The sequence below is a fragment of the Puia dinghuensis genome, from assembly GCF_014642875.1.
Taxonomy (GTDB): Bacteria; Bacteroidota; Bacteroidia; order Chitinophagales; family Chitinophagaceae; genus Puia; species Puia dinghuensis.
This window is the reverse complement of record NZ_BMJC01000001.1, coordinates 1,078,778-1,093,035: the sequence shown is the minus strand read 5'-3', so window position 1 is coordinate 1,093,035 and position 14,258 is coordinate 1,078,778. Positions and strand designations below refer to the sequence as shown.

Genomic DNA, 14,258 nt, shown 5'->3' with positions numbered 1-14,258 from the left:
GTGGTTGCATCCTGGGAGTAAATCCTCTCATATGCGACCACTCACTTTTTTAGTCTTTTTATTCAATCTGTCCCTGTTGTCTGCGACGGCAGAAGAAGGGCAGCATGTCGTCTCTTCCACCCTCCGCTCGGCCACGGTTTACCGCAGCGGGGCTGAACTCGTGCACACCGCAATCGCTCACCTGGATCGCGGCGCTAATGAACTGGTGATCGGCGATCTCAGCAATGCCATCGATATCTCCAGCGTTCGGGTCACCTGCTCATCGAATGTCACGGTTATGTCGGTGACATTCTCCACCGACTACCTCCGACCCGAAACGGTGAGCCGCTTTGTCAAAAAACTACAGGATTCGATTGCCGCGATCAAAAAAGAGCTGACCCGGCTGGAGGTACTGAGCAAATCGGCCGGCGAACTACTCGAGGTGCTGAATGGCAATAAGACTGTCGGCGGTACGAATACCGGGGTCAGCGTCGTAGAATTGGCGAAGATGATCGACTATCAGCGGCAGAAACAGGTTGAGATCAGGATGGACATCAGCGGTTACAACGAGCGCACCACGGAGCTGAATCAACTTGCCTACAGGCTGGACAGCCAGATAAAGGAAGAGGAAAAAAAGAAAGCATCGACGGGCGGCAGTCTGGTCCTGCAACTGTTGAGCCCCTCGGCCGGCCCCTGTGATCTTACCGTCTCTTATCTGACGACGGCCGCGCACTGGGAGCCCTCCTATGACCTGAAGGTGATCAACAGCAACGACCCGCTGCATCTCTTCTACAAGGCCCAGGTGGTACAGACCTCCGGCATCGACTGGAAACAGGTGAAGCTGAGCCTGTCCACTTCGCTTCCCTCGCAGGGCGGAAATGCACCCGTGCTGAAGGCGCGGTTCCTGCGGTTTGTGGAGGCCATGAGGGCCGTCGGATATTTTGCCGCCCCATCGCCGGCCAATACCCTCGACAACAAGATAAGCGGCAACTATAAAACACTCGCGTTGCAGGAATCCGTAGTCATTCGGGGAGCGGCATCGGTCGGGGCAAAAGACGAACTGGGTGACTACGTCACCCTCAACGATCGCACTATGGATGCCGTCTTCGACATCGATATCCCCTATGATGTTCCCGGCAATGGAATGGAACAGGGCGTCGTGCTGAAGGAATACCAACTGCCCTGCGTCTACCAATATTATGCCGCTCCGGGTGTGGACAAGGATGCTTACCTGCTGGGGCAATTAACCGGTTGGGAAAAATTGAACCTCCTGCCGGGGGAGGCCAGCATCATGGTGGAGGGAACGTATATCGGTAAGTCGCGGATCGATCCGGGGTCGATCCAGGACACATTGAATCTGACCCTGGGCCGCGACAAGCGCATCGTCGTCAAAAGGGAAAAGCTCGTCGACTACAGCAGCGTGAAATTCCTCGGGTCCAGCAAGAAGCAGGTGTATACCTTCCTGATTACCGTGCGGAACAACAAGAAGGAGAAGGCACGGATGATCCTGAAGGACCAATACCCGCTGTCCACTGATAAAGACATCGAGACGGAACTGCTCGACAGCAGCGGGGCTGTGGTGAATCCGGATACCGGCATCCTCACCTGGAACCTGGAACTGGCGCCGGGCGAAAGCCGCTCTTACCGAATCAGCTACAGTGTGAAATATCCCAAGGACAAGGTTCTGAATATTAATTGAATGTAGAGGTTTTACTGGGACCCATGTTGCCGTTAGTCCTGTCTGTTTTTTACCGTTTATCCGAATTTTATTGAGCGGGTGGTGGCTGTGGACAAACTTTGTATCTTCAACGGACAAACCTCTATAACAAAATGGACAACTCACAACTGATCAAATGGGGATTGATCATCGGCATCCCCTTATTATGTATCCTGCTCTACCGCATCATCCTGCGGGTCTTCTTTGGCCTGGTCATCGTGCCGGAGGACCGGATAGGCCTGGTAACCAAAAAATTCGTGCTGTGGGGGAAGCAATCCCTGCCGGAAGGCCATATCATCGCCACCGAAGGCGAAGCCGGCTTTCAGGCGCAGACGCTGGCGCCTGGCGTCTATTTCGGCAAATGGTTCTGGCAATATGCGATCAACTTTCAGCCGTTCACGGTGATCCCGACGGGGAAGATCGGCCTGGTGCTGGCCCGCGATGGCGGCGAGCTCGAGACCGGCGCCATCCTCGCGCGGAAGGTTCCCTGTGACTCTTTCCAGGATGCCGCTGCCTTTCTGAAGAACGGCGGTCGAAAGGGGAGGCAGACCGCCATCATGACGCCGGGGTCCTATCGTATCAACACCTTTCTTTTTGATGTCGAGATCACCGATATGATCAGTATCCCGGACAATGCCGTCGGCATTGTGACCACGCTGGAAGGAAAGCCGCTTGAAGAAGGGCAGATCGCCGGCCGGCTTATCGGTGAGCACAACAAATTTCAGGATGCCGATCTCTTTCTGGCCAACGGCGGCTATAAGGGCCTGCAGGAGCAGGTGATCCTTGCCGGTAGTTATTTCCTCAACCCCTGGTTCGTGAAAGTGGAAATGGTGAAAATGACCGAGATCCCCATCGGTTATGTCGGCGTCGTCATCTCTTTTGTCGGCAACGAAGGGGCCGATCTCAGCGGCGTGGACTTCAAACACGGCAATATCGTAGCCCGCGGGAATAAGGGCGTATGGGCGGAGCCGTTCGGCCCGGGTAAGTACCCCATCAACCCATATATCCAGAAAACGGAGCTGGTGCCCACCACCAATCTTGTGCTCAACTGGGCCAGTGCCCGTAGTGAGGCGCATCAGCTGGATAAGAATCTTTCTACCATTACGGTGCGCAGCAAGGACGGTTTCCCCTTCAATCTCGACGTAGCCCAGATCATTCATATCCCGACGACGGAGGCGCCAAAGGTGATCGCCCGCTTTGGCAATATGGTGAACCTGGTGAGCCAGGTGCTCGAGCCCACCATCGGTAACTACTTCCGCAACTCCGCGCAGGACAGCGATGTCATCGCCTTTCTCGGCACCCGCAAGGAAAGACAGGAGTCGGCCCGGCTGCATATCGGCCGGGTGCTGGAGCAATACAATGTCATCGGCGTAGACACGCTTATTGGCGACATCGTTCCGCCCGAAAGCCTGATGAAGACCCTTACGGACCGTAAGATCGCCGAAGAACAGAAGGTGACATATGAGACCCAGATGAAGGCGCAGGAGACGAGGCAAAGCCTGGAGAAAGAAACGGCTATCGCCGACATCCAGAAAGAGATAGTAAAGGCCGACCAGGGCGTGCTCATCGCCGAACGCATCGCCGATGCTTCTGTGAAGAAGGCGACGGGTGACGCCAACAGCGTCCGGCTGCAGGCCAATGCCGAAGCCGACCGGCTCAAACTGCTGGCCAGCGGCGAGGCGGAAAAGACCCGCCTGCTGGCAAAGGCCGACGCGGAAAAGATAGAACTGATCGCAAAAGCGGATGCAGAAAAGATCTCCGTCACGGGTAATGCGGAAGCCGAGAAGATACTCGCCATCGGTAAGTCCTCCGCAGAGTCCTATAAATTAGCCGTGGAAGCCATGGGTGGAGGCAACTTCACCCAACTGAAGGTGATGGAGGCGATAGGCCAGCAGCATATCAAGATCATGCCTGATATTCTCATCGGTGGCCATGATGGCGCGGGCGCACCGATCAGCGGGCTCCTTGGTCTGCAGCTGCTGGAGCAGTTGCGTAAAAAAACGGATGAAAAGGGCAACTAAAGATTGCGTCCGTTCTAACGCAGGAAGTAGCGGCGAAGCCAGCCCACGGCTTCCTTCTCGTCCTGTGCGCAAATAGAACAACGAGCTATAGAGTCGCCGGCGGGATTCTCATCTTCCCAATAAAAGGATTTTGTGGAATGTCGCCGGCTATCTATTACCTGTATCCCAACAGTGTCGGGAGCGATGACGAGGCAACAGGCGCCCGACTTTGGCAAAGTGACGCGGAAAGCTTTCCGGCCGTTGTAGGTGTCCGGTCCCAGCCATTGAAGCTCGGTATCGTCATTGCTTTTTCCGTGGGAATAACGGATATAGGCACGGTGGTTCTCCTTTATCCAGAACGAGAGACTTTCATAGGCTGCGGTTTCCGGCTTTCCGACAGACCAGGTGGCTACTTTGACGTCCTGGTCCATCCCACGCAGAAGAAGAGCCGCGAGCAGCAGGATAGGTCTGATCATGGCCCAAAATACGATTTTTACGGATAACCCTCTCCGGGGCCGGCAATTGGATTTCCCACTGAGTTTGCCGAAAAGTCGTCCGTCTTTTTGGAAGAATTTCCGAAAAGTCGTCCATCTTTTTGTAATTTTGGGCAAAAAGTCGTCCGTCTTTTTGTCAAGTTATTGAAAATGAATAGAAACCAACTTTCTGATTTGGAGCGATGGAAGCAGTTGGCGCCCCGTAAGCCATTGATCATCTGGGGTGCGAGACAGGTGGGTAAGACCTGGCTTATGAAGGAATTTGGCCGCACCCATTATCAGCAATGCGCCTATGTCAACCTGGAAAGCAATGCCGTTCTGAGGACCTTATTTACGACAGATTTCGATATCAAACGTATCCTTACGGCTGTCCAGATCGAGACCGGAGTGACAATCGATGCAGGGAATACGCTGATCATTTTCGATGAGGTGCAGGAAGCGCCTGGCGCGCTCACCTGCATGAAATACTTTTATGAGAATGCGCCCGAATACCATGTGATATGTGCAGGGTCCTTATTGGGTGTTGCATTGATGGGGGGGACTTCTTTTCCCGTAGGAAAAGTTGCCTTCCTCGACCTTCGCCCACTTTGTTTTGTGGAGTTCGTGGAAGTCGTCGACGGAAAACCCATGGCCGATCTATTGCGGAACGGTGATTGGCCCTTGATCACGGGCTTCAAAACCCGGTACATCGAACTGCTGAAACAATATTACTTTGTCGGTGGTATGCCGGAGGCGGTCTGGTCGTTCGCGCAGCATAAAGATTTTAAGGCAGTACGCGACATTCAGACACGTATCCTTTCCGGGTACGAGCACGATTTTGCCAAGCATGCACCCCGGGATATTGTTCCGCGTATCCGCTCCCTTTGGAATTCCATTCCGACTCAATTGGCAAAGGAGAACCGGAAGTTTATTTATGGGCTTATCCGGGAAGGAGCGAGAGCCCGGGAATATGAACTTGCCCTTAACTGGCTCATCGATTGTGGTCTCATCTATAAGGTGAACAATGTGAGCAAACCGGCTATCCCCTTGAAAGCATTTGATGATATTGGTGCATTCAAATTATTCCTGGTAGATATAGGGCTGCTTTCGGCTATGTCCGGCCTGGATGTCAAAACTTTGCTGGAAGGTAACAGCCTGTTTCAGGAATTCAAAGGGGCCCTTACGGAGCAATATGTTCTGCAGCAATTGATGGCAGAAAAGGAAGCCGGTATCTTCTATTGGTCCCCCGACTCGAGGGCTGAAATAGATTTCCTGGTGCAGTATTGGGGCCACATAGCACCGCTCGAAGTGAAGGCTGCCGAGAACCTGCAAGCCAAGAGCTTAAAAGTATATCACCAAAAGTATAAGCCGCCGCAAGCCTTCAGAACATCGATGTCCGACTATCGTAAAGAGGAGTGGATGGCAAACATTCCATTGTATGCCATCCACGGATTGTTCGGGGAAATAAAATAATCAATGATTTGTCGTGCTGTCGGGGGCATTAGTGCCGCCATGCTTGACGATGTCGAGCAATTCCACATCGAAGATGAGCGTAGAGCCAGGCGCGATCATCTGGCCGGCCTGCTGGTCGCCATAGGCAAGATTGGAAGGGATAAAGAGTTTCCACTTACTGCCTACGGGCATCAGCTGCAGGGCTTCCGTCCAGCCGGGGATGACACCGTTGACGGCCAGCTCGATGGGTTCGCCTCTTTCGATGCTGCTGTCGAACACTCTTCCGTCGATAAGCATACCATGATAGTGCACTTTTACCTGATCGGTGATCGCCGGCTTGGGACCCGTTCCTGCTTTTATGATCTGGTATTGGAGACCACTGGGCAAGGAGACCACACCGGGCTTGTTCTTGTTGGCGGCGAGGAAGTCCTGACCGAGTTTTTTATTAGCCGAGGCTTTTTCGCTATTCACTGCCTGCATCTCGGCATTTCTCTTCATCATGAAAGCCCGGATACAGGCGTCGGCCTGTTCTTCGGTGAGCAGGAGCTTACCTTTTTTATTGACATCGTTGATGGCGCGGGTTACCTCCGCGGTATTGATATTGGTGATATTGTACTGTTTGTAGAACCTTGCGACGCTGAGGCCGATGGCATAGCTCAGGGAGTCCTGGTTCGTTTTCAGTGTGGAGACACTTGTAACAGTTGTGGAAGCAGTCGGGGCTTTATGCGCGGGCGTGGTGGTTTTGGCAGTCTGTGCAAAGACGGAAAGACCGGCGGATAAGCAGAGGGTCGATGCCAGCAATGTTCTATACAATACCATAACTATTTTGTTAATATGAGACGCAAAGGTATGGTTTATTGGCAATATAAGGACGGGCAATAAACGGGACTGACCGGCGTTCCTTACCTTTACAAAAAATATCCAATGATCAAGAAGCTTACTTCATTCCTTACCCTTTTCTTATTCTCCGTTGTCATCGTTAACGCCCAGGGCAGCTTGTTCGACAAGGCCAAAAACGCCATAACAGGCGGTAGCGGAAAAGGCCTTAGTTCGGAAGATATCGTGGCTGGTCTGAAAGATGCGCTCAACCACGGCACCCAGAAGAGTACGGACCGGCTGTCGGCCGTCGATGGCTTCTTCAAAGACGCTGCCGTGAAGATACTTCTGCCTCCCGAGGCGGCAAAAGTAGAAAAGGCTTTGCGCAGCGCCGGATTTAATAAAGAGGTGGACGATGCCATCCTGAGCATCAACCGGGCTGCTGAAGACGCGGCAAAATCCGCTGCACCAATTTTTCTCAGCGCTATAAAAAATATGACGGTGTCTGACGGGGTTAGCATCCTGAGAGGCCCGGATACGGCGGCTACCGGCTATCTGCGGAAATCTACATCGGCGCAGCTGACCGCTTCTTTCCGTCCGGTGATCGACAGCTCCCTCCAAAAGACGGGTGCAACCAAGTATTGGAAACAGATATTCGACCTGTACAACAAGATCCCGTTCCATAGTAAAGTAAACAGCGATCTGCCTTCCTATACGACGGACAAGGCACTGTATGGTGTCTTCTATTATGTCGCTGTTGAAGAAAAGAATATCCGGCAGAATCCCGCTGCCCAGGTAGATGATCTATTGAAAAAAGTGTTTGGTAAATAGTGCTGACCCGCACAATCTCTCTGTATCGCGACGCTTATAGCGGTCTTTCCCGCTCTACATGGCTTCTCTCCGTGGTGATGCTTGTCAACCGCAGCGGGACGATGGTGATTCCATTTATGACCATCTACCTGACGCAGCCTTCCATGGGGTATACCATTGGTCAGGCGGGTGCGGTCATCGGTATCTTTGGCCTGGGGGCCGTCTGCGGCGGCTTCCTTGGTGGGCGGATGACCGACCGGTTCGGGTTTCATCGGGTACAACTGGTGACGCTGACGGGCGGGGGCATGCTGTTCATACTCCTGGGGCAAATGCGCAGCTATCCGCTGATCTGCGGTTGCACCTTCCTGTTGAGCGTGGTCAACGAAGCCTTTCGCCCTGCCAACTCGACGGCCATCGCCGCGTATAGCAAGGAGGAGAACCGCACCAGGAGCTATTCCCTCAACCGCCTGGCCATCAACCTGGGCTGGGCCGTAGGCGGCGCCATCGGTGGTATCCTGGCTTCGATAAATTATCATTTGCTTTTTTGGGTGGATGGCTGTACCAACCTGCTCGCCGCCTTTCTGCTTCGCCGTTTCCTGGGGGAAGCCATGACATCGGTCGCCACGCATGGAGAAGACCAGCAACCCGCCGATGCGATGCTGACGCCCTATCGGGACAAGATCTATCTCTGGTTTATTTGCTGCACTATCCTTTTTGCCACCTGTTTTTTCCAATTGTTCTCTGTGCTTCCGGTGTACTACAAACGCACACTGCACATGCCGGAATACATGATCGGGCTGCTGATGACGATGAATGGACTGATCATCGCCGTTTTCGAGATGATCCTCGTCTTCCGGCTGGAAGGCCGGCGGGAAAATTTGTATTATATTGTTTACGGGGCCGGACTTGTTGGCGTATCTTACCTGCTGCTGAATATACTTCCACTATCGGTGGCCGCCGTCTTTTTTTGCATGGTGTTGACGACAGTAGGTGAGATACTGGCGATGCCCTTTATGAACTCCTTCTGGGTATCCCGGACGACGAGCACCACCCGTGGTCAGTATGCGGGCCTATATACCATCGCCTGGAGTACCGCACAGGTGGTAGGACCCGCGGGGGGCGCTGAAATTGCCGATCGGGTGGGCTTTAAACCGCTCTGGTGGCTGGTAGGCGGGGTTTGTTTTGTGGCGGCGATGGGATTCAGATGGTTGAGACAAATTAATAAGTGATGAAGGAGGAAAAATTACCCATGTTCCGCAACCGGCTGACGAAGGATATTCGTCATGTCGCCAAATTGGCCCGGCGCCAGGGGATCACCTGCTATCGCATCTATGATCATGATCTTCCGGAGTTTCCCTTCTGCATCGAGCGATATGAGGATAAACTTTATCTTGCCGAATACCAGCGTCGTCATGGCATGACCGAGGAAGAACACCGCGACTGGCTCGAGTCCTGTATCCCCACCATCAGTGAAGTATTGGAAACTCCTGATGAACGTATCTATTTCCGCGAACGCCGCCGTAAGGCCGGCCGCCAGGACCAGTATGAGAAATTAGCCAGCGAACAGGAGTTCTTTATAGCAAAGGAATCCGGGCTTTCTTTCCGCATCAACCTGACGGATTACCTGGATACGGGTCTTTTCCTCGATCATCGTATCACCCGGGGGATGGTGAGGGAAGAGGCAAAAGACAAACGAATGCTCAACCTGTTCTGTTATACCGGGTCCTTCTCCGTCTATGCGGCGGCGGGCGGTGCGGCGCAGGTGGATTCGGTCGATCTTTCGAAAACCTATCTTAATTGGGCTGAAGCCAACATGAACGGGAATATGCCGGCCGATGCAAAGAGGTACCAATTTATTCATGCCGATGTAAAGCAATGGCTGGATGAAGCGCCGCGCGACTACTATGACCTTGTCGTCATGGACCCGCCTACTTTCAGCAACAGCAAGCGCATGCTGGATTTTTTAGACATTCAGCGCGATCATGCTGAGCTGATCAACAAGACCCTGCGGGCGATGAGGGCGGGCGGGGTCTTATATTTCAGCACCAATTTTCGACGATTCCAGCTCGAGACAGAAAAGATCGTCGCGACCTCCCTGAAAGATATCACCCGGGCCACGACGCCTTTCGATTTTGAAGGGAAGCTTTTCCGCTGGTGTTACAGGATCATAAAGTGACTGGCGTGAATGGCCGTGAGCCGGCGTGGTCTGCTTACCGGCTTCCGACGGGCAGCGCAATATCGCGCTTCAGCATGTCGTTGCGGTTGGCCATTTCCCAAGCTGTGAAGAACACGAGGTGCGCCCTTTTCTCCATGATATCGTAGTTGATCTTATCCGGCGTATCGGTCGGCTGGTGATAGTCGGCGTGGATGCCGTCGAAATAGAAGATGATCGGCACCCCTTTGCGTGCAAAATTGTAGTGGTCGCTGCGATAATAGATCCTTTCCCGATCGTTCGGGTCATCGAATTTATAGTCCAGTTCGAGCTTTGAATACTTTTTGTTATTGCCTTCGCTGATGGGTTTGAGATCGGTTGATAATTTGTCGCTGCCGACTACGTAGACATAGTTGGTGGAATCGCCAATCTTGCGATTGGGATCGATGCGCCCGATCATGTCGATGTTGAGGTCGACGGTGGTCTTATCTAATGGATAGGTGGGATGCTCGGAATAATACTGAGAGCCGAAGAGTCCTTTTTCCTCGCCGGAATTAGCCAGGAAGAGGATGCTGCGCCGTGGGCCTTTGCCGGCTGCCTTTGCCTTTGCGAAGGCAGCTGCCAGCTGAAGAATGCTGACTGTGCCCGATCCATCGTCATCGGCGCCATAATAGATATCGTTGCCCCGTTTGCCGAGGTGGTCATAATGTGCGGAGAGGACAACGATCTGGTCCTTCAGATCGGTGCCTTCGAGGAAGCCCAGCACATCGCTGCTTTGCAGGTGGAGGGTTGATTTTTGCAGGCCCAGGTGGAGGTTGACGGTATAGGTCTTGGGCTGGGCGCTGCCGTTTTGCAAAGCCGTGAGATCATCCCCTACAATGGCCCTGGCTACCGGCTCGGTGATGTAGTAGCTGTTGGGATAAATGGTCCTTGGGTATTCGGTGAGCGACATATTGCCTTTGACATCACGGACGTTGCGGGGAATATTCGGTTGGAGGATCAGCAGGGCGGCCGCTCCGTTCTTTTGCGCAGCCTCCTGTTTGGCGATGAAGCCTCTTCTGCCGGGTGCGGGAGCCGTTCCGGCGGGTTGGCCGCCCAATACCAGCACGATCTTACCTCTTACGTTGAGGTCCTTATAATCATTGCGGGTGGAGTCGCTGATGCCATAGCCGGCAAACACGACCTCACTGCTCCCCAGTTCGGCGCTATAGTCGAGTGCAACGGGGACGAAAAAATCCTTATTGAAGGTGAAAGGCTGATCGTTTACGGATAGGCTTGCCTGTTCGAGGGAATCCTGGAAGACGGGATAGAACAGCTGGTAGTTATCGCCGTTGCCTGGTTTTAGTCCCAGGGTGCGAAAGTAGTTCTCGATATAAGCTGCTGCTTTGCGCTGGCCTTCGGTTGCTGTCTCGCGGCCTTCGAAATCGGCGCTGGCCACGATGAAGAGCTGTTTTTTCAGATCGTCTGCGGTGATGGTTTTGGCAAAAGGCCGGGGATCGGGCAGCTTTTGAGCCTGGGCGGCACCTGCTGCGCATACGGCAAGCAATAGGATGAATTTTTTCATAGGACCAAATATAGGGATCAATTACCGATTTCACTCAGCTCGAGCCAGCGCAGTTCCTTGTCATCGAGCAGCTGGCTGATCTCGCCGATACGAATAGAGAGTTTTTGTAATTCATCGAAGGAAGCGTCGCTGCTGCCGAGCTTTGCGGTGATCTCCTCCTTTTCCCGGGTGAGACTGGCAATTTCTTGTTCGAGTTCCTCGAATTCTCGTTTTTCTTTATATGATAGCTGGCGTTTGGCTGCCGCGGTCGTCGCGACAGGGGAGGCTTTGGGTGCGGGTTGCTCGTTTGGGAAGGGGGCGGTTTCTTCGTTGTCTTTAAGCCACTCGCGGTATTGGGAGTAGTTGCCCGGGAAATCCCGGACGTCGCCATTGCCTTCCAGCACGAGCAGGTGATCGACCAGCCTGTCCATAAAATACCTGTCGTGGGAGACGATGAGCAGGCAGCCCTGGTATTCGCTGAGGAAGTTTTCCAGGATGGCGAGGGTAGGCAGGTCGAGGTCGTTCGTGGGTTCGTCGAGAATAAGGAAATTGGGATTCCGAAAAAGGATAGACAGCAGGTGCAGCCGTCGTTTCTCGCCACCACTGAGATTAGAGATATAGGTATATTGCTGGTCGGGTGGGAAGAGGAAGAGGTTGAGGAATTGGGCTGCGCTGAGGGAACCGCCGGCGGCGAGGGGAAAAACCTCGGCAATATTTTTTACGAATTCGATGACCCGCATATCCTCTTTTACTACGAGTCCCTGCTGGCTGTAATTGCCGAAAATAACGGTCTCACCGATATTGATCTTTCCGCTGTCTGCGGGTTCCAGCCCTTGCAGGATATTAATAAACGTGGATTTGCCGACACCGTTGCGACCGATGACGCCTACGCGTTCGCCGCGTTTGAACGTGTAATCGAAGCCTTTCAGGATGGTCTTGTCGCCATAACTCTTATATACTTTTTTCAGTTCGGCCACTTTTCCACCAAGGCGGTTCATCTTCATCTGCAATTCGACCTGCTGGTCTTCGATGCGTTGTTTGGCCCTGGCCTCGACGGCATAAAAATTATCCTGGCGGCTCTTGCTCTTGGTAGTGCGAGCCTTGGGCTGTTTGCGCATCCATTCCAGCTCTTTCCGATAGGTGTTGCGGGCTTTTTCGATGCTGGCGGTGTCGTTTTCCAGCCGGGCAGCCTTTTTCTCCAGGTAGTTCTCATAGTCGCCCTTATAGACATGCAGGCTGCTGCCATCCATTTCCCATATCTCATCGGTGACATTGTCGAGGAAATAGCGGTCGTGGGTCACCAGCAGGAGCGTTACTTTTTCCTGGTTGAGATAATGTTCCAGCCATTCCACCATTTCTACGTCGAGGTGGTTGGTGGGTTCGTCCATGATCAAGAGGACATGCTTGTGCTCAAAACCGATATCGATCAGGGTCTTGGCCAGAGCTACCCGTTTGCGCTGTCCCCCGGAAAGGGTCCCCGCCGCCTGATGTAGATGATGGATGTTCAGCTTTCCGAGGATCTGCTTCACCTTGGTGTCAAAATCCCATGCGCCAAGCTCGTCCAGCCGGACGATGGCATCCGTGAGCCGATCGACGTCTTCCGCGTCGCTGGCTGCTTCATAGGCCTTGATGGCGTTGATGACGGGATGGTTATGATGAAAGATGTTGTCGAGTATCGATCGGTCTTCGATGAAGACCGGCTCCTGTTCGAAGAGCGCTACGGTGACATCCTTGTGGATCCAAACGGTGCCGTCTTCGGGTGTATCCTGACCTGAAAGAATGCGGAGGAGGGTGGATTTGCCGCTGCCGTTGCGGGCGACCAGGGCGATCTTGTCGCCTTCTTCGATGTGAAATGTTATTTTTTGGAAAAGCGGTTTGACTCCGTATGATTTGGTCAACCCTTCGACGGAAACATAATGCATGTGCAAATATAAAGAGAAAATAGGCCGTCTGTATGCCAAAAGTAGACGGCCTATTTTCCCATGATGACCGGTAAGCTATGCTTACCGGAGGGGGGGCTGGCCCCTTTTCTCTTTGGCTACGCTTTTACAAATTCCAGGCCGACGTGAACCCGGACGTCATCGCTGACGATAAGGCTGCCGGCTTCCGTTATGCCATTCCATACAAGACCGAAATCCTTTCTGTTTATTTTGCCGCTGATGGTGATACCCGCGCGGGTGTTGCCCCACGGATCCTTGATAACCCCACCGAACTCTGCGTCGAATTTGACATTCTTTGTCACGCCGTGCATGGTGAGATCGCCATATACTTCATAAGAACCGTCATTATCTACATTCTCATACTTTGTGGCTACAAACTTCAACTGCGGGAATTTTGCTGCATCGAAAAAATCGGGAGATTTGAGATGTTCGTCCCGCTGGTCGGCGCCTGTAGAGATGGAGGCGATATCGATGGAGAACTCCACCTTTGCCGTCATAAAGTCTTCGTCCTGGGTTTCTACTGTGGCGTCGAATTTCGTGAATTCTCCGCTGACGTTGGAGATCATCATGTGTTTTACCTTGAATTCTACTTCCGAGTGGGAAGGATCAAGAATCCATTTAGTAATAGCCATAAAAAATACGTTTTAATGTTTATACAAAGGTATGTTCAAATGGAATTGCCCGCCATTAACCTACATTAAGACTTCTACAAATAAAAAACGCCCCACTTGGGGCGCTTTTTAAGGATGGTCCGGAGGAATCACAGGCCAAAAGCATAAGCTACGCGAAGGCCCAGGAAGTTGTTGCTGGACCCGCCGTTGTAGAACGAACTCGTGCCTTCAAACCGGAAACCTACGTCGATGTAATTCTTCGGCGCCAGTTTCAACAGCACTCCTACCTGGGGAGCATAAACAAAGGCCGCGGCATTGCTGGCGCCCACATCTGACTTGTTGGCCAGGAAGGAAGCGCCGGCTTCACCCTGGACATACAACAGGTCGCCCAGGAAGAAATACTTCAGGCCGGCCTTCACAGGGATGAGTTGCAGGTTCTTGTCAGCGACGTTGTCGGCAAAGGACCCGTTTTTGACAAAGAAATTCTGGTACCCCGCATTCACGGTTACGTACAGGCTTTTAATGATGGGGATGTCGACTTGTGCCGATCCGCCGAAATTCCAGTTATACTCATTGGAAAAATCACCAAGGGGAATACCAGCATCCGGTCCTACGCTGATGCGCCATTCTTTACCGGTTGTACCGGAGCTGCTGTTGCCGGAGGTGGTGGTTTGTGCCTGGGATGCCAGGGACAGGCTTACTAACAGGGCTGTTACAATGCCAATCTTACGTGTCTTTTTCATCTTTGTGTGTTTTATTGTTACG

Annotated in this window: 12 protein-coding genes; 6 read left to right on the top strand and 6 right to left on the bottom strand. The window is 52.9% G+C overall.

Features of this window, described 5'->3' with window-relative positions; translation table 11 throughout:
* The first annotated feature begins 31 nt into the window (after positions 1–31).
* A complete protein-coding gene (locus IEY39_RS04305) occupies positions 32–1,678 on the top strand; it encodes a DUF4139 domain-containing protein (protein WP_188928869.1) in 1,647 nt (548 codons plus the stop codon).
* A 131-nt stretch (positions 1,679–1,809) separates the two neighbouring features.
* Entirely contained in the window at positions 1,810–3,717 is a 1,908-nt protein-coding gene (locus tag IEY39_RS04300; RefSeq protein ID WP_188928867.1) for an SPFH domain-containing protein, read from the top strand.
* A gap of 14 nt (positions 3,718–3,731) precedes the next feature.
* On the opposite strand, the gene IEY39_RS04295 is transcribed toward IEY39_RS04300, so the two are convergent.
* On the bottom strand, positions 3,732–4,172 hold the full coding sequence (locus IEY39_RS04295; RefSeq protein ID WP_188928865.1) for a hypothetical protein: 441 nt from the start codon (positions 4,170–4,172) through the stop codon (positions 3,732–3,734).
* Between the two features lie 168 nt (positions 4,173–4,340).
* Here IEY39_RS04295 and IEY39_RS04290 point away from each other — a divergent pair, with 168 nt between their 5' ends.
* A complete protein-coding gene (locus tag IEY39_RS04290) occupies positions 4,341–5,642 on the top strand; it encodes an ATP-binding protein (RefSeq protein WP_188928864.1) in 1,302 nt (433 codons plus the stop codon).
* Here the strand turns inward: IEY39_RS04290 and bamJ are convergent, their stop codons facing one another.
* Positions 5,643–6,440, bottom strand: coding sequence for a BamJ family beta-barrel-assembly machinery protein (gene bamJ, locus IEY39_RS04285; RefSeq protein WP_188928862.1), 798 nt, complete (start codon positions 6,438–6,440; stop codon positions 5,643–5,645).
* Between the two features lie 105 nt (positions 6,441–6,545).
* Here bamJ and IEY39_RS04280 point away from each other — a divergent pair, with 105 nt between their 5' ends.
* The 3 genes from IEY39_RS04280 to IEY39_RS04270 are packed head-to-tail and all read left to right on the top strand — an operon-like array spanning position 6,546 to position 9,423.
* Entirely contained in the window at positions 6,546–7,268 is a 723-nt protein-coding gene (locus tag IEY39_RS04280) for a DUF4197 domain-containing protein (RefSeq protein ID WP_188928860.1), read from the top strand.
* Positions 7,268–8,476 (top strand): MDR family MFS transporter, encoded by a 1,209-nt coding sequence (locus IEY39_RS04275; RefSeq protein ID WP_188928858.1) that lies wholly within the window; start codon positions 7,268–7,270, stop codon positions 8,474–8,476. The genes IEY39_RS04280 and IEY39_RS04275 overlap by 1 nt, the downstream gene beginning before the upstream one ends.
* Positions 8,476–9,423 (top strand): class I SAM-dependent methyltransferase, encoded by a 948-nt coding sequence (locus IEY39_RS04270; protein ID WP_188928856.1) that lies wholly within the window; start codon positions 8,476–8,478, stop codon positions 9,421–9,423. Before IEY39_RS04275 ends, IEY39_RS04270 begins: the two co-directional genes overlap by 1 nt.
* Positions 9,424–9,457: 34 nt before the next feature.
* On the opposite strand, the gene IEY39_RS04265 is transcribed toward IEY39_RS04270, so the two are convergent.
* From IEY39_RS04265 to IEY39_RS04250, 4 genes are all read right to left on the bottom strand, one after another.
* Complete coding sequence (locus IEY39_RS04265; RefSeq protein WP_188928854.1) at positions 9,458–10,963, bottom strand: M28 family peptidase; 1,506 nt, start codon at positions 10,961–10,963, stop codon at positions 9,458–9,460.
* Positions 10,964–10,980: 17 nt separating this feature from the next.
* Positions 10,981–12,864 carry a ribosomal protection-like ABC-F family protein gene (abc-f, locus tag IEY39_RS04260; protein ID WP_188928852.1) on the bottom strand — a complete coding sequence of 628 codons (1,884 nt, stop codon included), beginning with the start codon at positions 12,862–12,864 and terminating at the stop codon, positions 10,981–10,983.
* A 116-nt stretch (positions 12,865–12,980) separates the two neighbouring features.
* Complete coding sequence (locus tag IEY39_RS04255; protein WP_188928850.1) at positions 12,981–13,514, bottom strand: YceI family protein; 534 nt, start codon at positions 13,512–13,514, stop codon at positions 12,981–12,983.
* 128 nt (positions 13,515–13,642) lie between these two features.
* Positions 13,643–14,236 (bottom strand): outer membrane beta-barrel protein, encoded by a 594-nt coding sequence (locus tag IEY39_RS04250; RefSeq protein WP_229688764.1) that lies wholly within the window; start codon positions 14,234–14,236, stop codon positions 13,643–13,645.
* Positions 14,237–14,258: the final 22 nt, after the last annotated feature.